This is a genomic window from Microbacterium testaceum, from assembly GCF_003075375.1.
GTDB lineage: Bacteria > Actinomycetota > Actinomycetes > Actinomycetales > Microbacteriaceae > Microbacterium > Microbacterium testaceum_E.
This window is the reverse complement of record NZ_QDFT01000038.1, coordinates 1-23,384: the sequence shown is the minus strand read 5'-3', so window position 1 is coordinate 23,384 and position 23,384 is coordinate 1. Positions and strand designations below refer to the sequence as shown.

Below are 23,384 nucleotides of genomic sequence, written 5' to 3'. Positions count from 1 at the left end.
CTCGGAGATTGGCGCGAAGCTCGGAGRATTCGGCGTGGATCTTCCGAGGTCGGCGCCGTTCTCCGAGATTCATCCCCGGCGGACGCCCAGACACCCTCCCTGCCTACGCCCGAGACCCGGCCCGGCGGACGCCCAGACACCCTCCCTTCCTACGCCCGAGACCCGGCCCGGGGGACGCCGAAGACCTGTGCCCCGCGGCGCCGGCAACTTATCCCCGGCGCACGCACGAGTCGCGTCCCGCGCCCGCACCACGGCAGCCATCCGCCCCGGCGGCCGTGGTGAGGCATCGGGTGAGCGAATGAGACGATTTCACTGAGAAGCGTTGAGGGGTGGTGAACCGCTCGTTCACCCGTTGCTCCCGTCGCGTCCACACGGGACCGCCACTTTCATCTCTGCGGAACAGCGCCGGGTGACCCGAAGACCCGGCGCGCAGGTCCGTCAGACAGGGGCCATCCGTGAGCGATCCGCTCTCCGTACGACCGACCGCGCCCGCGCGCGTGGTCTTCGACACCTTCCGCTCGGCGACCGATCCGATGCTGACGTCGTGGCTGTCATTCCGCGCCCGCATCCTCCCCACGGCCGCGCCCCCGCAGATCCGCTCCGCCGATGGAGCGCCCGGGGCGGGCGTCTACGGTGTCTGGCGCCTGCTCGCGACCAACAACCGGGAGCTGGCACGGGGGACCGCGCTGCACGCCTCGCCCGACCACGCCTGGGCCGACGCCGAGCGCCTGCGCGAACGCGCGGCGGAACTCTCGCCCACCACCCTGCGCGGCGATCTGTCGACGCGGCACGGGTGGGCCCTGCGCCTCGACGGCGAACCCGTGCTGATGTGCTCGCGGTGGTACGAATCGCCGGGTGAAGCCGCCGCCGCCGCGCGGGCGACCCGCACGCACCTCGGCGGGGCGGCCATCACCCGGGTGGTCAACATCGGAACGCGGTCCGGCCGCCGCTACCGGCAGACGCGCGAACCAGCGGACCTCCTTGGCTGACGCGTCGGCGGTCGGCTCGCACCCCGGGACGCCGCCGTGACGAGCGGGACCTCGGACCTGGTGGGGCGACGCTTCCGGGTGCGGGGGCTGCTCGGCTCGGGCGGGACCGCCTCGGTGTACGAGGCGTTCGACGTCGAGGCGGGCGGACTCGTCGCGCTCAAGATGCTGCACCCGCACCTCGCGACCGTCCCCGGGGCGCGGGCGGCGTTCCTGCGCGAGGCGGAGCGGGCCCGGCGCGTCGAGCACCCCGGCATCCCTCGGGTAATAGCCATCGGCGACGACCCGGCCGACGCGATCTGGACGGCCTGGACCTTCGCGCCCGGAGCGACTCTCGCCGAGATCGTCCGGACCGAGGGACCGCTGCCCCTGCCCCGCGCGACGCGCGTGATCGAGCTGGTCCTCGATGCCCTGGATGCCGTGCACCGTGCCGGTCTCGTGCACCGCGACGTGTCCGCGTCCAACGTGCTGGTGCACCGCGACGCCGCGGGCGAGGTCTCGGGTGCGAGCGTCATCGACTTCGGACTCGCCGACGTGGTCGGCCGAACGACCCGCGCGGGAGACGTGCTGCTCGGCGCCGAGCAGGACCGGGGGAGGGGGGAGTCGAGGATCGTCGGCAACCCGTCCTACGCCTCGCCCGAGCAGCTGCGCGGTGATCCGGTCGGCGTCGCCGGGGATCTGTATCAGGTGGGCGGTCTGCTGCACGTGGCGCTCGTGGGGGAGCCGCCCTTCGTGCGCCCGCGCACCGAGGACACCGTTCGCGCGCACCTCTCGTCCGTGCCCCCGACGGTGTCGGTGCGCGTGCCGGGCGTGCCCGCGGCCCTCGACCGGGTGGTCGTGCGCGCCCTGCTGAAGAACCCCGACGACCGGTTCGCATCCGCCGCCGAGATGCGTGCAGCGCTGGTCGCCGCGACGGCCGGCCCGCCGAGGGCGTCGGTGTCGCCGGTCCGGCCGGATCCGCCCCCACCGCCGGCATCACCCGCCGCCACCCGGGTGCTCGCCGCGCACGAACCGGTCCGCGCGACGAGGGTCGGGTCATCCCCGGTCCTGTGGGCTCTGCTGGCGGGGGCCGCGGTGCTGGTCGGGGCGCTCGTGTTCGCCCTCGTGCCGCGCGGCGGCCCCGTCGAGGCGCGGGATGCCGAGGTCGCCCCCACGGCGAGCGTCGCGCCGAGCGTTCCCGCCTCGTCGGCCCCGTCGGCCGCCACGGTCGCCCCCGTCACCGAGACGGCGCCGGCCCGTGTCGGCGTGCCCGAGGTGGCGGGACTCACTCTCGACGAGGCGCGCGCGATCCTCGCCGCCGCCGGGCTGCGCGTCGCCCCTCCGCTGTCCTCGGACGATCCCCGCCCGGCGGGGACGGTCCTCGCCCTCACCCCCGCTCCGGGCGAACAGGTGCCGCCCGGAACGGCCGTGGCGCTGACGGTCGCGAGCGGCTTCACCGTCATCCCCGACGTCCGCGGGCGCGGAGCCGACGAAGCGCAGTACACCGTGGCATCCGCGGGTCTCGAGATCGCCCTGCGACGGGTCCCGACCACGGCGGCGTCGCCCGGAACAGTGATGGATGCCGAGCCCCCGGTCGGCACGCGCGTGCAGCGCGGTGCACGGGTCACGCTCGTCCTCGCCGGCGATCCGGCCACGCCGGTGCCCACCGCGAGCCCGTCGCCGTCACGTCCGACCCCCACGCCCACCCCGGAGCCGACGCCGTGAGCGTCTCGGCCTCGCTCACACCACGGCCAAGCGTCCTTCCTCGGCTCGTGGCCCGTCGTTCACCTTCGGACCTCACGCTGTCGAGGATCCGGCAGGAACCCGCCGCCGGTCCGTGTTCTCAGGAAGCCCGATGAGACGATCCTCCCGCGCGTTCGCGCGCGCCCCCCGATGGGAGTCGCATGACCAGCGCCGGTCCTGACGAGCTCACCGAGCTGCTGCGCGCGGCCGAATCCGCGCCGACCGCTCCCGACTCGAACATCGTCGCGCGCGAGCTGCGGACGCGTCCCTCGGGTGGCGACGCGATCTTCCGCGTCACCTGTTACGCCGCCGGCGGGATCACCGTCGCGATCATGCTCGCCGTCGGCGTGTTCCTGGGGCTGCGCAGCAGCGAGGCCCTCGCGGTCGCGGGACCCTCGTTCTTCTGGACGCAGGAGTGGAACCCCGAGGCCGGTTCGTTCGGCATCGTCGCGGTGCTGTTCGGCACGGTGTCGATCGCGCTCGTCGCGATGGCCTTCTCGGTGCCGCTCGCCCTGGGGACGGCCCTTCTCATCTCCGAGGTCGCCGCCCCCCGCCTGCGGTCGGCGCTCATCACGCTCGTCGACCTGATGGCCGCGGTCCCCAGCGTCGTCTACGGCCTGTGGGGGGTGTTCTTCCTGCAGGCGGCGGTGATCCCCGTCGCGCAGTGGATCTCGTACTACTTCGCCTGGATCCCGATCTTCGCGGTCACCGATCCGGACGGGGCGCGGACGACCGCCGCGGGGGAGTTCACCTCGTCCGCCTTCATCGCCGGGATCGTCGTGGCCCTGATGGTCGCGCCGACCCAGACGTCCGTGATGCGCGAGGCCTTCTCGCAGGCTCCGATCGGCGAGCGCGAGGGGGCACTGGCCCTCGGATCGACCCGCTGGGGGATGATCCGCACGGTCGTGCTGCCCTTCGGCCGCGGCGGGATCATCGGCGGAACGATGCTCGGCCTCGGTCGCGCCCTCGGCGAGACGATCGCCGTCTACATGATCATCTCGCCCATCTTCACCATCAACTGGGAGGTGCTGAGCAAGGGTTCGAACTCGATCTCGGCCCTCATCGCCCTGCGCTACGGCGAGTCCAGCCAGTTCGGTCTCTCGGCGCTCATGGCGGCGGGTCTCACCCTGTTCGTGATCACCCTGATCATCAACTTCACCGCCTCTTCCATCGTGGCCCGATCGCGCTCCGGCGCGCAGAGCGAGGGATGACATGACCCTGGATGCCACCCTCACCCCCGCCCGCGACGACGTGACCCGCGTCCTCACCACCGCCTCGGTGCGCACGCCCAGCCGGGGCCGCACCGTCCTTCCCGACCCGGGGACGGAACCGATCGGACCCCGGCGCCGCGTCCGCGGCGTGCCGGCCGAGGAACGGTTCAACCTCATCGGCGCCCTGTGCGCCGCGCTCGCCGTCGCGACGCTGCTCTTCGGCTGGCTGACGCCGATGACCGGCGCGATCGGCTGGGCGGTCGTCGCCTACCTGGCCTTCATCGCGATCTACGCGCTGCTGATCATCCTGCGCGCCGACCGTCTCGAGGTCGCCGACCGGGTCATGACGGCGCTGCTCTACAGCGCGGGCGCCCTGTTGCTGGCGGCCCTGGTGTTCGTCGTCGCGTTCACCCTGATCCGCGGGTTCGACGCCGTCACCCACCTGAACTTCTTCGTCGAGACGATGAAGTTCGCCGGTCCGCTCGACCCCCTCACCACCGGCGGTATCGCGCACGCGATCGTCGGCACGCTCATCCAGATCTCGATCGCCCTCGCGATCGCGGTTCCCCTCGGCATCGCCACCGCGGTCTTCATGAACGAGATCGGGGGGCGCTTCGCCCGATTCGTCCGGACCATCTCGGATGCCATGACCGCCCTGCCGTCGATCGTGGCGGGTCTGTTCATCTACGCCGCCGTCATCACGCTGGTGACCCAGGAGCGGTCGGGCTTCGCGGCATCCCTCGCCATCACCGTGATGATGCTGCCGATCATCATCCGCGCCTCGGACGTCGTCCTGCGGCTCGTGCCGGGGAACCTGCGCGAGGCCTCGTACGCGTTGGGCGCCTCGCGCTGGCGGACGGTGTGGACGGTCGTGCTGCCGACCTCGCGCTCGGGACTGGCCACCGCGGTGATCCTCGGGACGGCGCGCGGCGTGGGCGAGACCTCGCCCGTGCTGCTGACCTCGGGCGTGACCGCGGTGATGAACACCAATCCCTTCCAGGGGGCGATGATCTCGCTGCCGCTGCAGGTGTTCGACATGGTCAAGTCGCCCGAGCCCACGATGATCGCCCGCGGTTTCGGTGCGGCCGCGACCCTGATCGCCCTGGTGCTGGTGCTCTTCGTCGTCGCGCGCGCCATCGGCGGCAAGGGCCCCGGCCAGCTGAGCCCGCGGCGTCGCCGCGCGCGGGCCGCCGCCTCGCTCGACGACCTCGCCCGCATCGAGCGTCGCGCCGCGACAGCCGCGGCCGCCCCCGCCCCGGCATCCCCGTCCGAGACGACCGTCGACGATTCCCCCCGCACCTCGCCCTCATCCCACCCGCGCCCCGCCCAGGAGAACCCGTGATCCCCCGCCGTATCCGCCTCGTCGCGACCGCTCTCGCGGCGCTCCTGGTCGCCGGTGCCGTCGGCGCCGGAGGGGCGGCGCCGGCCGCCGTCGCCGCAGACGCGCCCTACGCCAACATCTCGGGCTCCGGCTCGACGTGGTCGCAGAACGCCCTGGACCAGTGGCGACGCAACGTGCAGTCCAACTACGCCATGACCGTGGACTACCGCGGGCTCGGCTCCACCGCCGGCCGCAACGACTTCATCAACCGCACCGTCGACTTCGCCATCAGCGAGATCCCGTTCCAGCTGCAGCCGACCGAGAAGGGCGCGCAGCCCGAGAAGCCCCCGGCCGGCGGATACGCCTACATGCCGATCGTCGCCGGTGGCACCTCGTTCATGTACAACCTCAAGATCGGCGGCAAGCGCGTCACCAACCTGCGCCTGGCCGGTGCCACGGTGGCCAAGATCTTCGCGGGTCAGATCACCAACTGGAACGACCCGGCGATCCAGGCCGACAACCCCGGCCTGGCCATGCCCGACAAGCAGATCCAGCGCGTCGCCCGCTCGGACGGCTCGGGGTCGACGGCCCAGTTCACGATGTGGATGAGCAAGCAGCATCCCGACATCTGGACGACCGGGATGACCTCGCAGTTCCCCGACAACCTCGGCGCCACGCTGCAGAGCGGCTCGCTCGGCGTCGCCGCCTACGTCGGGCAGAACTACGGCGAGGGGGCGATCACGTACGTCGAGTACTCATACGCGCTGAAGTCCGGCTTCCCTGTCGCGAAGGTGCTCAACGCCGCCGGCTATTACATCGAGCCCACGGCATCCTCGGTCGCCGTCGCCATGCTCAAGGCGCAGATCAACACCAACTCCTCGTCGGCGGACTACCTCACGCAGATCCTCGACGGTGTCTACAACAACCCCGACCCGCGCACGTATCCGCTGTCGAGCTACTCGTACATGATCGTCCCCACGCAGGAGGGGGGAACCTTCAACGCCGACAAGGGACGCACGCTCGGCGCCTTCGCCAAGTACGTCCTGTGCGAGGGGCAGCAGCAGGCGGAGCAGCTCGGGTACTCCCCGCTGCCCATGAACCTGGTCCAGGCCGGTGCCGAGCAGATCACGCGCATCCCGGGGGCGAAGGGCGAGACCGTCGACATCAACTCGTGCAACAACCCCACCTTCCAGCCCGGCGATTCGCTCGACGACAACCGTCTGGCGCAGACGGCTCCCCAACCGGCCGACTGCGACAAGCAGGGTCCGAACCAGTGCGTGAGCGGAACGGCCGGTGCCGCCGGGACCGATACCGACGTCACCGGATCGGGCGACGGCGGCTCTGCGGCCGGGGCCGCGGCATCCACCGCGACGGGGGCCGCCGCCGGCGCGGCCGCGGCGACCGCCGCCGATCCGGCCGCGGCATCCGCCGAGGCGGCCTACGACGCGAACGGCAACCTGCTGTCAGGGGCGGCCGCCGGGGGTGGCCGGGCCGCGGCATCCGCTCCCTTCTCGATCCCCGATCCGGTGCCGGGAGCCCCGGCGGTGCTCATGGCCGTCGCCGCGGTGCTGCTGGCCGGTGCGATCGTCGTGCCGCCGCTGCTGATGCGTCGACCCCGGCGGTCCTCGGGACGCTGACCCTTACCGACCACGCCTGCTGAGGCAGGCGTGGTCGGCGTGCCCGAAAAAACGTCTGAACAGGGATTTGTTAAGAAAATCCCTCCGCAACACCCGCGCGAGACGTCGTTGACGGCTCGTTCATCCCCCCGTCATGACCCGCCCATACTTTCGACCCGTCGACAGGCCCTGTCGACTCAGAACAGGGGACACCGTGCGTTCTCGAGCACCTCTTCACCGCCCCCGCCGCGGCCTCTTCTCGGTCCTGGCCGGCGCGGCCGTCGCCGGCATCGTCTTCACCGCGATGTCCGGGGGCGCGCTCCCGGCGCCCGCCGCCTCCGCCGACGACGGCGCCGACCTGGGGGCGACCACCGTCACGGCGGCGGCGTACGACGCGGATGCCGCCAACGCCCCCTTCCCCCAGCTCGAGGTCTCGGTCTCGCAGACCCGCGGCCTCGGCGCCCAGGGCATCACGGTGTCGTGGAAGAACGCGGCCCGCTCGACGCCGCCGAGCCAGCAGACGGGCGGCGAGAACTTCCTGCAGATCATGCAGTGCTGGGGCGACGACCCGACGGACACCTCTCGCCCCGACCGCACGACCTGCCAGTACGGGGCCAGCGGCACCTTCGGCGGGGGGCGCGTGAGCTCGCGCGAGTGGGGGTACGAGATCCCCGGGCCGGACAAGGAGTACACGGTCATGGGGACGGGGGTCACCGAGCCGAGCGAGACGGCGATCCCTTTCAAGTCCTCCACCGTGCGCAACGGCGAGAACGAGCGGGTCGACCGCATCGTGAACGGCGCGTACGTCGACGGACCCCGCGTCCCCGTCAACCAGAACCCGTTCTTCTCGCAGTACACCTCGAACGAGGTGTCGTGGGCGGGCTCGGGGTCCGACGGCACGGGCAGCGCGAAGTTCGAGGTGCAGACGGCGGTGCAGTCCCGCGGCCTCGGTTGCGGCCGCCCCGTCGACTCGACGGACGGCACCCCGCGCGGACAGTCCTGCTGGCTCGTCATCATCCCGCGCGGCACGGCCGACAACGGCTCCTCCTCCATCAACCAGTCCGGTCTGTTCTGGGACAGCTGGAAGCACCACCTCGCCGTGAAACTGGACTTCCGCCCCCTCGGCAGCACCTGCGGCATCGGCGCCGCGGAGCGCCAGGTCGTGGGCAGCGAACTGCTGTCGTCGGCCATCTCGTCGTGGCAGCCGGCCCTGTGCGCCAACGGCGGCGACATCTACAACATGATCACGAGCAACGAAGCCGACGCCACGGTCGCCGCCAACCTCGCGACCACCTCGGCACCGCTCGCGCTCACCTCGCGTCCCTACGCGGGCGAGGGCGCCGACGATCTGATCTACGCCCCGGTGGGGCTGTCGGCCGTGACCGTCGCGTTCGCGATCGACCGCTTCCCCAGTGCGGCGACGGCCACCGACGACGAGAAGGGACGCGCCGGACTGCCGTTCACGTCCATGAACCTCACACCCCGCCTGATCGCCAAGCTCCTCACCTCGTCGTACGTCGACTCCCTGCCGACCGAGACGGATCGGAGCCATCTCGGTACGAACCCGCGCAACCTGCTCTTCGACGAGGACTTCCTCTCCGTCAACGACCCCGAGTGGCGCCACCAGTCCATCGCGGGCGTCGGCGTGTCGGACATGCTCGTGACCCAGGGCCGCTCCGACGTCGCCCTCGCGATGTGGAACTACGTGCTCGCCGATCCCGAGGCGCGGGCCTTCCTCGACGGCGAGCCCGATCCGTGGGGCACGCGGGTCAACAAGTACAGCTCCACCAACCCCGGGGTGAACCCGAACGGGGCGCTGCAGCTGCCCACCGACACGTTCCCCAAGTCCGACCCCACCAAGCGCGAGGCCATCAAGGGCGGGGCGGGCGAGCTCAACGTCATCGGCTGGCGCCCCTACACGAACGACCTCGACACCTCGGGCTACCTCACGCTCCGCGGCGACGCGCAGATCTCGGGATCGTGGGACCAGTTCGGCAACCCGCCGCGCTACACCAAGGAGCCGCGCAGCCTGCAGGGCTCGCAGGCCGTGATCGGACTCACCGACAGCGCGGCATCCGAGAAATATCAGATCGTCTCGGCGCACCTGAAGAACCCGGCGGGCCAATTCACGTCCGTCTCGACGGATTCGATGCTCGCCGCGGCCTCGGCCATGGTGTCGCCCACGGCGCAGACGCAGACGGTCAGCTTCGACTTCGGCTCCGACGCCGCGCGCAGCGCCACGGCGGCCTATCCGCTGACCCTGCCGATCTACGCCGCGGCGAACCCCTATACGACGGATGCCAAGGCCCGCTCGAGCTACGCCACGTTCATCCGCTACGCGTCCGGCTACGGTCAGCAGCCGGGGCCGAGCGTCGGTCAGCTCCCCGTGGGGTACGCCCCGATCCCCGACACGTGGCACCAGCAGGCGGTGGTGGCCGCCAACGTGATCCAGGGCGGTCTGATCCGATCCAGCGCTCCCGCGCCGACGAAGGCCCCGGCCGCTTCGGGTCCTCTGGCCTCGGGCGCCATCCCCGCCGCGGCCGGTGCCGCGTCCGCGACCGGCTCGGCGGCCGCCCCCGGGGCGGGGGCCGCGTCGAGCGCGACCGACCCGGTCGCCTCGGGCGCCGTCGCGGGTGCCCTGGCCGGGGCGCAGACCCCCGCCGATCCCGGGGTGGGCGGGCTCCCCGCGGTGCTGCCGGCCAGCCTGCTGGCCGGGGCGCTCGCCGGCGGCGTCCTGTTCCTCATCCCCAGACTTCCGCGTCGCCTCGGCTGACCCGGGCTTGTTCTTGTCCTTCCGCGCATCACCCGAAATCACACCCCATCCACCTCTTCCAGATTGGTAACCCGTGAAGATCAAGAAGATCGCCGCCCTCGGTGCGGCTGTCGGCCTCCTGCTGTCGGGCGTGAGCATCGCCTCGACCGCGTCGGCCGAGCCGGTGTCGAACAGCTACGCGGCTGTCGGCTCCGACACCCTCCAGGACGCCATGAACGCCCTCACGAACGGCTCCAGCGCGTCGGGCTCCTACGTCCGCGTCCTCGCCGACGGCAAGTCGATCGGCAACTTCGACGCCTTCGGTTCGGCCGCGATCCAGGCCAAGTCCAACGGCCCCTTCTTCGCCCGCCCCAACGGCTCCGGCGCCGGCCGCGACGCCCTGCGCCGCTCGATCGACGGAGGCAACTGGTCGGTCAGCGGAAACGTCACCCCGGCTCGCAGCATCACCGGCCAGGTCGACATCGCCCGCAGCTCCGGTGGCCCGGGCGCCTCGGCGAACGCCGACGGCCGCCTGCTCTACGTCCCCTTCGCCCGCGACGCGGTCGCCTACGCCTACAAGGGCGGCACCGCGGCCTGGGCGACGCTCAGCGCGTCGCAGCTCAAGGGCATCTACGAGGGAACCATCACCTCGATCGACGGCGTGACGGTCAAGCCGCGCCTGCCCCAGACCTCGTCGGGCACCCGCACGTTCTTCCTGAACGCCATCCAGGTGACCACGCCCTCGGGCGTCGCGGACGCCACCAACACGACCGTGCCCGAGAACGACGCCACCGTGCTCGGCGACGGCGAGATCATCCCCTTCTCGGCCGGCAGCTGGATCGCCCAGGCCAACAACGTCGCCGGTGTCAACACCGTCGCCGCCGCCTCCGCCGTGCAGCTGGGTTCGCCCGTGGCCGGCGCCGCTCCCTTCACGGGCACGGCCCCCTCGCTCGTCGCCAACGCGAGCTACTACTCCAACACGACCTTCGGCCGTGACACCTACCTGATCGTCGAGCGCGCTCGCGTGCAGTCGACCTTCACCTACACCGGTGCCGCCGCGTACGACCCGGTTCTCGCGAACCTCGTCAACTCGTCGTCGCTCACCAGCCTGACCAACTTCGGCAACTCGCCCCTGGCGCCCGGGTCGGTCAAGCGCAAGTTCGGTTTCCTCGCCCCCTCTTCGACCACCCCCATCGCGGCATACGCCCAGGGCTGATCGAGAAACTCGAAAAGGTAGACACTCCGATGTTCCGCACCTCCGCCCTCAAGGCCGCCGCCGCGGCCGCCCTCGCCCTCGTGCTCGTCGGCACCGGCGTCACGGCCGCCCAGGCCGCGAACACGCCCGCCGGCTCGACCGAGCCGTTCTACATCTTCGACGCCACGACCGAGAACCTGGTCAAGGACGGCGAAGCCATCGCGTTCGATCAGCTCGTCGCCGGGTACCCCGTCGGCGAGGGCTTCTCGAACTACGACCAGATGTTCACCGGCCCCGACAAGGCCACCGGTGTCTTCGTCTTCGTCTCCCCGCGTGGTGGCGAGCGCGACACGTCCAAGTGGCTCGGCAGCCAGATGAACGCCTTCAACGACCCCGCCAAGAAGACGGTCCTCACCCCGGCTCTGCTGCTGAACAACCTGGCCGGCGCCAACTACGCCTCGGTCAAGGCCAACGGTGGCGACTTCTCGGCCGGTCTGGCCTTCACCTCCAGCAACGGTGTGATCGTCGAGGACGCCTCCTTTGCGTACATCACCGTCAAGCCGGGCGGTTCGTGGAGCTACACCGCGACGGTCCCCGCCGGCGGCGGTACGACGCCTCCGGCCGGTGGCACCTCGGGCGACATCTCGCTGCAGGCCACCACGGTGGCTCCCCAGGACGGTTCGCTCTCGCTCTCGGTGCCCGCGGGCGCCAAGGCGACCTTCGGGCAGGCTCAGCTGGTCAACAACAAGTCGACCTCGACCGCGAGCCTCCCCGAGGTCACGGTGACCGACGACCGCGTGGTCAGCAAGAAGGGCTGGACGCTGACGCAGACGGTCGCCGCGTTCACGAGCGACGCCGCCTCGTTCAGCTCCGCCAACCTCGGTGTGGGCCCCAAGGTCAACCCGACCGGGACCACGTCCACCGGCGTCGTCCCGGCGACGGCCCAGACCGCCGGCTCGGCCGTCTACCCCTCGACCTTCGCCAGCGCGGCGGCGGGTTCGGGTGTCGGCGTGACCAAGCTCGGTGCGGATCTGACCCTCGTGGCGCCGTCCGACGCTCCGGCCGGCACCTACACCTCGAAGATGACGCTCACGCTCGTCTCGAAGTGATCACCGGCGAGGGGCGGCGCCGTCGGCGCCGCCCCTCGTCCGTGCCCGACAGCCCTTTCGGCGTTCAGCCCTCGTTCATGCCGCGGATCGATCGCGGCAAGCATCCTCTGCGGAGATATATCGTGCTTTCCTTCCCCGCCCCCCGCCGCCCGAAGGCGTGGGGGATCCGCTCGGTCGCGCTCGCCCTGGTGGGCGTCGCCGCGGTCTCCGCCGCCTTCTCCGCGGCCCGTCCCGCCCACGCCGAGGACGCCCCCTCCGCCGACACCATCGGCGTCTCCGCGGCGCCCCTGTCGCCGGAAGGGACGTCGCCCCGGTCGCGCTTCAGCTATCAGATGAGCCCCGGGCAGACCCTCGACGACACCTACGTGGTCACCAACGTCGGTTCGACCCCGCAGACCTACACCGTCTTCGCCACCGATGCGTTCAACACCGACGAGGGCGGCTACGGTCTGCTCGAGACCGGGGTCACCCCCACGGACGCCGGCGCCTGGGTCGACTTCGGCGGACAGCCGAGCGTCTCGGTCGCCCTCGAGCCGGGAGCCTCCACCGAGGTGCCCTTCCACCTCGCCGTCCCCGCCGACGCGGGCCCCGGGGACCACGCCGCCGGTCTGGTCGTCTCCGCCCTCGCGAACGACGGCCAGGTGCTGGTCGACCGCCGCGTGGGTACGCGCCTCTACGTGCGCGTTCCCGGCGACCTGCAGCCGATCATGTCGATCGACGGGATGTCCGCCTCCTACGCGCCGAGCCTGAACCCCCTCGACGGCGAGACGACCGTGACGTTCACGGTGCGCAACGCCGGCAACGTCGCTCTCGCCGGGCGCCTCAAGGCAGAGGTGCGCGGACTGTTCGGCGTCGGCGTCTCGGGTGTGGTGGAGTCCGACGTCGACGAGATGCTGCCCGGCAGCACGCGAACCGTGACGACGACGCTGTCGGGCGTGGGCCAGTGGGTCTATCTCGCTCCGACGGTGACGCTGTATCCGTCGATCGACGACCAGGCACTCAACCCGGGGCCGCTGCGCAGCGTGTCGCGCGACACCGTCCTCTTCGTCGTCCCGTGGGCGCTTCTGCTCGTCGTCCTCGTGGGCCTGCTGGTGTGGGGCTGGCTGCGCCTGCGCCGCCGCGTCGACGAACGCCGCGCGCGGGCCTGGGTGGAGTACACCGAGGCCGAGGCGCGTCGCAAGGCCGAGACCGAGCGCGAGGCCGTGTCGGCCGGTGCCGCGGGCGGCACGCCGTGAGGCGTGTCGTGCGGGGATGGATGCCACGACTGTCCGCCGTCGCGCTGATCGCCGCTGCGGCGGTGCTGGCACCGGCGACCCCGCCGAGCGCCGTCGCCTTGCCCGCAGTGGGCGCGCAGGGGGTGACGTGCCCGACCGCGGCGCCGTCCGCCGCTCCGACCGGGGCCGTGGACATGTCCGCGACGGTGATCGGTCCGCCCAGCTCGCAGTCCTCGCCGTGCCTGCCCGCTCCCGCGGGTGCGGCCGGCTCGGGAGCGCCGTCGAAGGGCGCGACCGGCGGGGCGGGCGGCCGGTCGGGCTCGAGCGCGGGCAGCGTCCCCGCGGGGTCCGGCTCCGAGACCGTGTCGACGGTCTCGCCCTCGCCGTCCCCGGCTCCGGGTGACGTCGACTTGGGTGGCGTCGTGCACGTCGGAGGCCTGCTCAGCGACGTCCGCATCTCGCCCAACCCTTTCGGCGGCTCCGCGTTGCTGTCGTTCACGGTGCGCAACGTCTCGAAGTCGACGTTCGACGCGACGGCGGGCTTCTGGATGGAGGGCCCGTTCGGAAACCGTGTCGCGCAGGTCGACGCCGTGACCGTCTCCCAGCTCAAGGCGGGGGAGAGCCGCGTCGTCTCGGCGGAACTGCCCGGGGTAGGGCAGTGGACCGTGCTGACCGCCCACGCGACCTTCCGCCCGCCCGCCGAGGTCGAGGGCACGCCGCTGAGCCCCCTGACGCGCGACGTCACGGTGTTCGTCTTCCCGTGGATGGTGGTCGCCGTGCTGCTGCTCGCCGGGATCGCCGTCGCGGCGGTGCAGCTCTGGCGGTCGCGGCGGTATGCCACGGCCGACGACCTCGCGATCGGGGTGCCCGCGTGAGCGTCATCGACGAACCGGTCGTCCCGGTCGAGCCCCCCGCGGGGCGCGGCCGTCCGCCGCGCCCGCCCCGCGTGCCGCGCCCTCCGCGCCGTCCCCCCGCGGCTCCGCGCGGGCCGGTCGTCCTGAGCCCGGGCGAGGCCCTCGCGCGCAGCATCGTCGCGACCCTGCTGCTGCTGGTGATGATGTTCGTGCTGAACGTCACCGTCTTCAGCCACCTGCAGCATCTCGCCTCGCAGCAGCGTCTCGAGGACGATCTGCGCGCCCAGCTCGCCGCCGGCACCGCCCCGGTCGGCGAGGGCACATTCGAGGACGTGCTGCTGGCCGACGGGGCACCGCTCGCGATCATGGACATCCCGCGCCTGCGATTTCACGAGGTCGTGGTCGAGGGCACGTCCTCGGCGCAGACGGCCCAGGGCGTCGGGCACCGCCGCGACAGCGTCCTGCCCGGTCAGGCCGGTGTCAGCGTGCTGATGGGTCGGGCCGGAGCGTTCGGGGGGCCGTTCTCGGCCATCTCGTCGCTCGAGCCGGGCGACGAGATCACGGTGCGCACCGGCCAGGGGCTGCAGGTCTTCGAGGTGATGGGTCTGCGCTACGCCGGCGACCCGACACCGCCGAACCTGACGCGCGGCGAGAGCCGTCTCATCCTGCAGACGGCGCGCGGCGTGCCGTACATCCCGACCGGCATCGCCTACGTCGACGCCCGCCTCGTCTCCGAGACGCAGCCCGCCGGCGCGCGGTTGACGACGACGACCACGCTGGATCCGTCGCACCGGGCCATGGCCACGGACGTGCGGACGGTGTGGGCGCTCGTCTTCGCCGCCCAGTTCCTCATCGCCGTCGAGATCGCGGCCGTGTGGTCCTTCCGCCGGTTCGGCGCGCAGAAGACGTGGATCGTCTTCCTGCCCGTCGCCGCCCTCGCCGGCTTCCTCGTCGCGGACCAGCTCACGCGACTGCTCCCCAATCTTCTCTGACCCCCGAGGACCGCGACATGTCCGATGACATCACCACCGTTCTTCCGGCCGCCGGCGACGCGCAGGGCCGCCGCGCCCGCCGCGAGCCGGCCCAGGCGACCCCCGTCTTCCCCCCGCCCACCGAGGGCGACCCGGTGCAGTCGGCGCTGCCGCCGGACCCGTTCCCGCAGCTGCCCTCCGACCTCGCGACGCTCGACGCCCGCGGGATCACGGCGTGGTTCGGCGACCACCAGGTGCTCGACCGGGTGTCGCTGACCATGCCCGCCGGAGAGGTGACGGCCCTCATCGGCCCGTCGGGATGCGGCAAGTCGACCTTCCTGCGCATCCTCAACCGCATGCACGAGCTCGTCCCGTCCGCCTCGCTCGCGGGCGAGGTCCTGCTCGACGGCGTCGACATCTACGACACGGGCCGTAAGCTCACCGAGGCGCGACGCGACATCGGCATGGTGTTCCAGAAGCCCAACCCCTTCCCGGCCATGTCGATCTACGACAACGTCATCGCCGGCCTGCGCCTGACGGGCATCCGCGCCTCGCGCGACGAGAAGGACTACCTCGTCGAGCGCTCCCTCGCCTCGGCCGGTCTGTGGAAAGAGGTCAAGGACCGCCTGCGCCAGCCCGGCGGCGGCCTGTCGGGCGGTCAGCAGCAGCGCCTGTGCATCGCGCGCTCGCTCGCGGTCAAGCCCAAGGTCCTGCTCATGGACGAGCCCTGCTCGGCGCTCGACCCCACGTCCACGCGCGTGATCGAGGAGACGATGGGAGAACTGCAGAAAGAGGTGACGATCGTCATCGTCACCCACAACATGCAGCAGGCGCAGCGCGTGTCGCAGCAGTGCGCGTTCTTCCTGGCATCCCAGGGTCAGCCGGGTCACATCGTCGAGCACGGCGACACCGCGGCGATGTTCGACTCGCCGATCGACCCGCGCACGTACGACTACGTCAACGGCCGCTTCGGCTGAGCCCGGCCGGGCCCGAGACGACGGATGCCACGACCCGGTGCCCGCGGCACGCGCGGGCCGTGGCATCCGCCGTCCGGGACGGCCTCAGCCCCGCGCCCGCGCCCGCACGCGCGTAACGCTCGACAGCGTCGCGCGCACCGGCTGGCCGAGGTAGATCCCGAGCGACGCCCCCACGGCGAGGGCGATGCCGATGGTCGCCGCGCCCGCGAGCGTCGTCACACCCGTCATGAGCACGGCCGGGTCCTCGCCCGACTCCACGATCCCGAGCAGTCCGCGGAACACCGCGGCACCGGGCACGAGGGGCAGGATGGCGGCGGTCGTGATCGCCACCGACGGCACGTGCAGGCGGTACGCGACGACGATGCCGGCGAAGCTGCCGACGAACGCGCCCACGCCGCTCGCGGCGGCGACCTCGAACCCCACGCCGGTCGCCGCGAGGTATCCGGCCCACGCGACCAGGCTGAGCGCCGCGCTCACCATCACGATGCGCGCGCCGGCGCCGTTGAATACGGCGACCGCGATCGCGATGACCGCGGCCCCCACGAACTGCACGGCGACGGGGCCGAGGGGCAGGGCGTTCGTCGGCGGCGACATGCCCAGGCCCATCACGCGCACCGTCTCGAGACCGGCGAGGATCCCGAGCACCACGCCCAGCGTCTGCGTCGTGAGTTCGAGGATGCGCCCGGTCGCCGTCAGCGCGAAGCCGTCGATGGCGTCCTGGGCGGCTCCGACGACGGTGAGTCCCGCGAGCATCAGGACGATCCCGGATGCCACGATCACCGACGGTCTGATGGCGGCGGCCGCGTCGAGGCCGGTGTAGCGCAGCAGCGGCGACAGCGCGGCGAAGACGGTGAGCACGAACCCGCCGGCGATCTGCGCGAAGAAGTACGGCACCCGCGCCCGCGCCATGACGTGCTGGGTCGTCGCCGCGAGCGCCGCCGCGAGGAACGACAGCACGAGGGCGAGCCAGTTCGCGCCGAACATGATCGCGACGCCGACGGCGAGCGAGGCCTGCGAGACGACCACGATCGCGGGGCGGTAACGGAAGGGCAGGCGGCGGATGGCGCGGCAGCGGGTGATCGCGTCGTCGAGCCCCAGCCCGTCGGCGATCTCGGTGACGAGCGCCTGCAGGCGCTGCAGCTTCGCGTGGTCGGGGACCGAACCGCGCACGACCCGCAGCAGGGTCGTCGGGTGGCTGGCGCCGGGCCGGCTGTGGGCGATCGTGATGGAGTTGTAGGTGACGTCCACGTGCACGGGATCGAGTCCGTAGACCCCGCACACCCGCACGATGGTCAGGGTCACCTCGTTCGCGGGGGCGCCGACGACGAGCATCGTCTCGCCGATGCGGATCGCCAGGTCGAGGATGCGCGTCGCGAGCGCCTCGTCGATGACGGGCAGCAGGGTCGTGTCCGGCGAGGACGCGGCATCGTCGGTGTGCACCAGACGGCGCAGCGACGACAGCCAGTGGCCGGGCGTGAGCGGCATCCGATCACTCCAGGGGGACGGGGGGTGGAACGCCTCGATCCTATCGGCGGGGGCCTGCGCGTCCGCCGGGTGCCGACGCATGGCGGAGCCGTGATGCGGACGCCTCTAGGATGATCCCCGGGCGCGGCACGAGCGCCGGCGTCGTGACACCCGACGCACGACCCCTCCGGGAGTTCTTCTCATGGCTCTGATCGTCCAGAAGTACGGCGGCTCGTCCGTCGCCGACGCCGAGAGCATCAAGCGGGTCGCCAAACGCATCGTCGACACGCGTCGCGCCGGCCACGAGGTCGTCGTCGCGGTCAGCGCCATGGGCGACACCACCGACGAACTGCTCGACCTCGCCGGCCAGGTGGCGCCGATCCCCGCCCCGCGCGAGCTCGACATGCTGCTGTCCAGCGGCGAGCGCATCTCGATGGCGCTGCTGGCCATGGCGATCCACTCGATGGGTTTCGAGGCGCGTTCCTTCACGGGCAGCCAGGCGGGCATGATCACGGATGCCACGCACGGCGCGGCGCGCATCGTCGACGTGACGCCCGTGCGCCTGCGCGAGGCCCTCGACGAGGGCGCGATCGTCATCGTCGCCGGCTTCCAGGGCTTCAACCGCGACACCCGCGACATCACCACCCTCGGCCGCGGCGGCTCCGACACCACCGCCGTCGCGCTCGCCGCGGCGTTGAAAGCCGACGTGTGCGAGATCTACAGCGACGTCGACGGCATCTTCACCGCCGACCCGCGCGTCGTCCCGCTCGCGCGCAAGCTCGATCGCGTCGGCAGCGAAGAGATGCTCGAGCTCGCCGCGAACGGCGCGAAGGTGCTCTACATCCGTGCGGTCGAGTACGCGCGGCGTCACGGCGTGCTCATCCACGCCCGTTCCACGTTCAGCTCGGGCGAGGGCACCTGGGTGCTCGACGCCTCGAAGAAGTCCCCGCTCGTCCCCGAGGGAGCCACCATGGAAGAGCCCATCGTCGCCGGCGTCGCCACCGACCTCAGCCAGGCGAAGATCACCGTCATCGGCGTTCCCGACGTGCCCGGCAAGGCGGCCGACATCTTCAAGATCGTCGCCAAGTCCGGCGCCAACGTCGACATGATCGTGCAGAACGTCTCGGCCGCCGCGACCGGTCGCACCGACATCTCGTTCACGCTGCCCAAGACCGATGCCACAACGGCGCTTAAGGCGCTGTCGGGCGAGCAGGCCGAGGTGGGCTTCCAGAGCCTCGTCCACGACGACCAGATCGGCAAACTGTCGGTCGTCGGCGCGGGCATGCGCACGCACTCGGGCGTCTCGGCGACGCTGTTCGAGGCGCTGAGCCTGGCGGGCGTGAACATCGAGATGATCTCGACCTCCGAGATCCGCATCTCGGTCGTCGTCCGCGGTGTCGACCTGGCCGAGGCGGCGCGCCTCGTGCACACGGCGTACGGTCTGGACGGCGACGCCGAGGCGACCGTCCACGCCGGCACCGGTCGCTGACCCGCCCTCGCAGCCCACCTCCAGCCCCGCGGTCTAGCCTGCGCTCAAACGAGCGGAGGCTGCCATGCGACGAGGGTCCGGATCGAGACGGTCCACGCTCGGATGGATGCTGGGAGCCGGAGCCGCGGCGGTCGTGCTGATCGTGGCCGGACTGGTGTTCCAGCCCTGGCTGCTCTTCGTCGACGTGCGCGTCGCCGACGCCATCCCCGCCCCGGGCGCGTCGGCGCCCGCCGCGATGACGCCGGTCGACCTGCCCACGCCGGTGCCCGGGTCGACGGCCCCCGCGACGTCATCGCCGACGCCGGTGGAACCCGCCGGGCCGGTGGATCTGCTCGGGGGATCGCTCATCAGTCACGAGCACGAGACCTCGGGGACGGTCCGCGTCATCCAGAATCCCGACGGCACCCGTCAGCTGGCGCTGGTCGGCTTGTCGACCTCGAACGGGCCCGATGTCCACGTCTGGCTGAGCGCCGGTCCCGTGGTCGAGGGGCGCGACGGTTGGTACACGGCGGCGTCGCACGACCACGTCGACCTGGGCCCGCTGCGCGGCAATCTGGGCGACCAGCTCTACGACATCCCCGCCGAGGTCGACCTGTCGGTGTTCCGCACGGTCGATCTGTGGTGCGAGCGGTTCGCGGTGTCGTTCGGCGCGGCGGCTCTGAGCTGAGAGTGACCGCGGCAGGAGTTTTCCGGCCGAGCGGCCCGTGGGCGATGTCGAACGGCCGTTCGACGACGCAGAACCGTCAATCTTCCTGCACCCTGCCGCCGTCGTCGGTTGCGCCCCCGCCGCTCGCGCTACCCTGACCCGAACGCCGCTTTCGCGGCATCCGTCACCCGAAACACCCGAGGACCTCGCATGACCCGCATCTCCGATTCCGGAATCTCCCTCGCCGTCGTCGGCGCCACCGGCCAGGTCGGCACCGTCATGCTCGAGATCCTCGCCGAGCGCGCGTTCCCGATCCGCGAGCTGCGCCTGTTCGCCACGGCGCGCTCCGCCGGTTCGACCATCGAGTTCGCCGGGCGGTCCGTCGTCGTCGAGGACGTCGCCACCGCCGACCCCGCGGGCGTCGAGGTCGCGCTCTTCTCCGCCGGCGCGACGGGGTCGCGCGCGCACGCTCCCCGCTTCGCCGAGGCGGGCGCCCTCGTCATCGACAACTCCAGCGCCTGGCGGATGGATGCCGAGGTCCCCCTCGTCGTGAGCGAGGTCAACCCGCACGCGATCGATCAGGCCGTCAAAGGCATCGTCGCGAACCCCAACTGCACCACCATGGCCGCCATGCCCGTGCTGAAGGTGCTCGACGCCGAAGCGGGCCTGGAGCGCCTCATCGTCAGCACCTACCAGGCGGTGTCCGGCTCCGGCCTCGCCGGGGCGCGCGAGCTGCTCGGCCAGGTCGAGGGCGTCCTCGCCCAGGGCGACGTCGAGCGTCTCGTCCGTGACGGCTCGGCGCTGGACTTCCCCGAGCCCGAGAAGTACGTCGCGCCGATCGCGTTCGACGTCATCCCCTTCGCGGGCAACCTCGTCGACGACGGGCTCAACGAGACCGACGAAGAGAAGAAGCTGCGCAACGAGAGCCGCAAGATCCTCGAGCTGCCCGAGCTGCGCGTCGCGGGCACGTGCGTGCGCGTCCCCGTCTTCACCGGTCACTCGCTCAGCATCAACGCCGAGTTCGCGCGCGACATCACCCCCGAGCGCGCGCGCGAGCTGCTGGCCGACGCCCCCGGCGTCCGTCTCGAAGAGGTGCCCACGCCGCTGCAGGCGGCCGGCTCCGACCCCAGCTATGTCGGCCGCATCCGCGCCGACCAGTCCGCTCCCGAGGGCAAGGGCCTGGTGCTGTTCATCAGCAACGACAACCTGCGCAAGGGCGCGGCGCTGAACGCCGTGCAGATCGCCGAGCTGGTCGCCCAGCAGCGCCTCGCGACCGCCTGAGGCCACGGCATCCGGACGCTGTGAACCAGGTGTCTCGACATCGAACCGACGGATCTCTCGATGTCGAGACACCTCACGGCCCGCACCTAGAATCGACGGGTGACTGAAAACGTCGATGTTCTCCTCATCGGTGGCGGCATCATGTCCGCCACTCTCGGCACGCTGCTGAAGGACCTCCAGCCCGATCTGAAGATCGCGGTGCTGGAGCGCCTCAGCGACGTCGCGCAGGAGAGCTCCAACGCGTGGAACAACGCCGGCACCGGACACGCGGCGCTGTGCGAGCTCAACTACATGCCCGACAACAAGGAGGGCGACCTCGACCCGTCCAAGGCCGTCGCCATCAACGAGCAGTTCCAGCAGAGCCGTCAGCTGTGGGCCACCCTCGTGGCCGAGGGCGTGCTCGACGAGCCGTCGACGTTCATCAACGCCACCCCGCACATGACCTTCGTCCGCGGCGAGAAGGACGTCGCCTATCTGCGCCGCCGCTACGAGGTGCTCAAGCAGCAGCCGCTCTTCGCCGGCATCGAATACAGCGAGGACTCGCGGGTCATCAACCAGTGGGCGCCTCTGCTCATGCAGAAGCGCCGCAAGGGCGAGCCCTTCGCCGCCACGCGCGTACCCGCCGGCACCGACGTCGACTTCGGCTCTCTCACGCGCCAGCTGTTCGCGAACCTGCGCGAGAAGGGCGTCGACGTCGCGACCAACCACGACGTCAAGAAGCTCAAGAAGCAGAAGGACGGCTCGTGGCAGGTCTCGTACCGTCACGTCATCGGCGGCACGCCCGGTTCGATCAACGCCAAGTTCGTCTTTGTCGGCGCGGGCGGATGGGCCCTCAAACTGCTGCAGCGCTCCGGCATCCCCGAGATCAAGGGCTACGGCGTCTTCCCGATCGGCGGCCAGTGGCTCAAGACGTCCAACCCCGACATCGTCTCGAAGCACCGGGCCAAGGTGTACTCGCAGGCCTCGGTCGGTGCCCCGCCGATGTCGGTGCCCCACCTCGACACGCGCGTCGTCGACGGCGAGTCGGCCCTGCTGTTCGGTCCCTTCGCGACCTTCAGCCCCAAGTTCCTCAAGAACGGGTCGATGCTCGACATCGTCACCCAGGTGCGACCGCACAACATCCTCCCCATGCTCAAGGTCGCGGTCGACAACCCGAGCCTCATCAAGTACCTCGTCAGCGAACTGCTCAAGACCCACGCGAAGAAGGTCGACAGCCTGCGCGAGTTCATGCCGACCGCCAAGGACGAGGACTGGGAGCTGCTCGACGCCGGTCAGCGCGCGCAGGTCATGAAGCGCGACAAGGCCAAGGGCGGCGTGCTGCAGTTCGGTACCGAGGTCGTGACCTCGGCCGACCACTCGATCGCGGGCCTGCTCGGCGCCTCGCCGGGAGCCTCGACCGCGGTGTCGATCATGCTCGGCCTGATCAAGACGTGCTTCCCCGAGCGTATGCCCGCCTGGGAGCCGCGACTGCGCGACCTCATCCCCAGCTACGGCGAGACGCTCAACACGCACCCCGAGATGGCGCGGAAAGAGTTGGATGCCACGGCTCACGCTCTCGCCATCAACCCCTGAGTCGCGCGTGGCGAAGCTGTACTTCCGCTACGGCGCGATGAACTCCGGCAAGTCCACCGCGCTGCTGCAGGCGGCGTACAACTACGAGGAGCGCGGCCAGCGCGTGCTGCTGGCCAAGCCCGAGATCGACACCAAGGGCGCCGACCAGATCGACAGCCGCCTGGGCGTGACGCGGCCGGTCGATTTCCTCGTCGCGCCCGACGATGATCTGCGCGAGGCGTTCCACACCGCCGCGGGTCACGCCCCCGTGGCGTGTCTGCTGGTCGACGAGGCGCAGTTCTTCACCGCCGCGCAGGTCGACGATCTGCTGCGCATCGCCGTGCTCGACGGCATCCCGGTGCTCGCCTACGGCATCCGCACCGATTTCCGCACCGAGGCGTTCCCCGGCTCGGCGCGCCTCATGGAGATCGCGCACAGCCTCGAGGAGCTCAAGACCATCTGCCGCTGCGGGCGCAAGGCGATCTTCAACGCGCGCCTGGTGGGCGGGCGCTTCGTCTTCGACGGCGACCAGGTCGCGATCGACGAGGGGCAGATCGCCGGCGAAGTCACCTACGAGTCGATGTGCGCCGCGTGCTACCTGCGCGAGTCCGGCGGCCGGCTCGACGGCCGCTGACCCACCCCGCCCCGGCGCCGCCCGGCGGCGCGCCCGGCGGCGCCCCGGCCGGGTCGCCCGCCCGGGCCGCCGCCCGCCCCGGCTCGGGCCGCGGTGGCGGCGAGACTGCACGCGGCTGACAAGTCGGTTGCGGGATGTCGCCGAGTTGTCAGCGGGATGCAGTCTCGCGGTGCTGCTCAGCGCGCTCGCGTGGCCGCGCCCTCCCGCGCCGCGCTGTCCCGCGCCGTGCCCTCGCGCGGTCGCGGTGGCGGCGAGACTGCACGCGGCTGACGAGTCGGTTGCAGGATGTCGCCGAGTTGTCAGCGGGATGCAGTCTCGCGGTGCCGTGACGCGCCCGCGCCCCGCCCGCCCTCCCGCGCCGCGCCCGCCCGCGCCCCGCCCGCCCGCGTCC

18 protein-coding genes are annotated in these 23,384 nt (G+C 71.6%); 17 read left to right on the top strand and 1 reads right to left on the bottom strand.

Annotated elements, in window-relative coordinates; all coding sequences use genetic code 11:
• Window positions 1–455: 455 nt before the first annotated feature.
• From DC432_RS12980 to DC432_RS12925, 12 genes are all read left to right on the top strand, one after another.
• Entirely contained in the window at window positions 456–989 is a 534-nt protein-coding gene (locus DC432_RS12980; protein WP_133177939.1) for a hypothetical protein, read from the top strand.
• A gap of 36 nt (window positions 990–1,025) precedes the next feature.
• Entirely contained in the window at window positions 1,026–2,690 is a 1,665-nt protein-coding gene (locus DC432_RS12975) for a protein kinase domain-containing protein (RefSeq protein ID WP_116538237.1), read from the top strand.
• Between the two features lie 179 nt (window positions 2,691–2,869).
• Window positions 2,870–3,919, top strand: a complete 1,050-nt coding sequence (pstC, locus tag DC432_RS12970; protein ID WP_116538236.1) for a phosphate ABC transporter permease subunit PstC — start codon at window positions 2,870–2,872, stop codon at window positions 3,917–3,919.
• Between the two features lies 1 nt (window position 3,920).
• Entirely contained in the window at window positions 3,921–5,261 is a 1,341-nt protein-coding gene (gene pstA, locus DC432_RS12965) for a phosphate ABC transporter permease PstA (RefSeq protein ID WP_116538235.1), read from the top strand.
• Window positions 5,258–6,877 carry a phosphate ABC transporter substrate-binding protein PstS gene (gene pstS, locus DC432_RS12960; RefSeq protein WP_243393128.1) on the top strand — a complete coding sequence of 540 codons (1,620 nt, stop codon included), beginning with the start codon at window positions 5,258–5,260 and terminating at the stop codon, window positions 6,875–6,877. Before pstA ends, pstS begins: the two co-directional genes overlap by 4 nt.
• 193 nt (window positions 6,878–7,070) lie before the next feature.
• Window positions 7,071–9,629, top strand: a complete 2,559-nt coding sequence (locus DC432_RS12955; protein WP_116538234.1) for a hypothetical protein — start codon at window positions 7,071–7,073, stop codon at window positions 9,627–9,629.
• Between the two features lie 73 nt (window positions 9,630–9,702).
• Complete coding sequence (locus DC432_RS12950; RefSeq protein WP_116538233.1) at window positions 9,703–10,824, top strand: substrate-binding domain-containing protein; 1,122 nt, start codon at window positions 9,703–9,705, stop codon at window positions 10,822–10,824.
• Window positions 10,825–10,853: 29 nt separating this feature from the next.
• Window positions 10,854–11,912, top strand: a complete 1,059-nt coding sequence (locus DC432_RS12945) for a hypothetical protein (RefSeq protein WP_116538232.1) — start codon at window positions 10,854–10,856, stop codon at window positions 11,910–11,912.
• Between the two features lie 122 nt (window positions 11,913–12,034).
• Window positions 12,035–13,147 carry a hypothetical protein gene (locus tag DC432_RS16470; protein WP_165801268.1) on the top strand — a complete coding sequence of 371 codons (1,113 nt, stop codon included), beginning with the start codon at window positions 12,035–12,037 and terminating at the stop codon, window positions 13,145–13,147.
• A gap of 20 nt (window positions 13,148–13,167) precedes the next feature.
• Window positions 13,168–14,001, top strand: a complete 834-nt coding sequence (locus DC432_RS12935; RefSeq protein ID WP_116538231.1) for a hypothetical protein — start codon at window positions 13,168–13,170, stop codon at window positions 13,999–14,001.
• On the top strand, window positions 13,998–14,972 hold the full coding sequence (locus DC432_RS12930) for a sortase (protein WP_243393127.1): 975 nt from the start codon (window positions 13,998–14,000) through the stop codon (window positions 14,970–14,972). Before DC432_RS12935 ends, DC432_RS12930 begins: the two co-directional genes overlap by 4 nt.
• A 17-nt stretch (window positions 14,973–14,989) precedes the next feature.
• Window positions 14,990–15,928 carry a phosphate ABC transporter ATP-binding protein gene (locus tag DC432_RS12925; protein WP_116538230.1) on the top strand — a complete coding sequence of 313 codons (939 nt, stop codon included), beginning with the start codon at window positions 14,990–14,992 and terminating at the stop codon, window positions 15,926–15,928.
• An 84-nt stretch (window positions 15,929–16,012) separates the two neighbouring features.
• On the opposite strand, the gene DC432_RS12920 is transcribed toward DC432_RS12925, so the two are convergent.
• A complete protein-coding gene (locus DC432_RS12920; protein ID WP_116538229.1) occupies window positions 16,013–17,413 on the bottom strand; it encodes a threonine/serine ThrE exporter family protein in 1,401 nt (466 codons plus the stop codon).
• A 181-nt stretch (window positions 17,414–17,594) separates the two neighbouring features.
• On the opposite strand from DC432_RS12920, the gene DC432_RS12915 reads away from it, so the two are divergent.
• The 5 genes from DC432_RS12915 to DC432_RS12895 all read left to right on the top strand — a co-directional run bounded on the left by DC432_RS12915 (window position 17,595) and on the right by DC432_RS12895 (window position 22,993).
• The gene (locus tag DC432_RS12915; RefSeq protein ID WP_116538228.1) at window positions 17,595–18,881 is read left to right on the top strand and encodes an aspartate kinase; all 1,287 of its coding nucleotides are present in this window, start codon (window positions 17,595–17,597) and stop codon (window positions 18,879–18,881) included.
• Window positions 18,882–18,987: 106 nt separating this feature from the next.
• Window positions 18,988–19,548 (top strand): DM13 domain-containing protein, encoded by a 561-nt coding sequence (locus tag DC432_RS12910; RefSeq protein WP_116538227.1) that lies wholly within the window; start codon window positions 18,988–18,990, stop codon window positions 19,546–19,548.
• A 189-nt stretch (window positions 19,549–19,737) separates the two neighbouring features.
• Entirely contained in the window at window positions 19,738–20,808 is a 1,071-nt protein-coding gene (locus tag DC432_RS12905) for an aspartate-semialdehyde dehydrogenase (RefSeq protein WP_116538226.1), read from the top strand.
• A 99-nt stretch (window positions 20,809–20,907) separates the two neighbouring features.
• A complete protein-coding gene (locus DC432_RS12900) occupies window positions 20,908–22,380 on the top strand; it encodes a malate:quinone oxidoreductase (RefSeq protein WP_116538225.1) in 1,473 nt (490 codons plus the stop codon).
• A gap of 7 nt (window positions 22,381–22,387) precedes the next feature.
• Window positions 22,388–22,993, top strand: a complete 606-nt coding sequence (locus DC432_RS12895; RefSeq protein WP_116538224.1) for a thymidine kinase — start codon at window positions 22,388–22,390, stop codon at window positions 22,991–22,993.
• The last annotated feature ends 391 nt before the right edge of the window (window positions 22,994–23,384 follow it).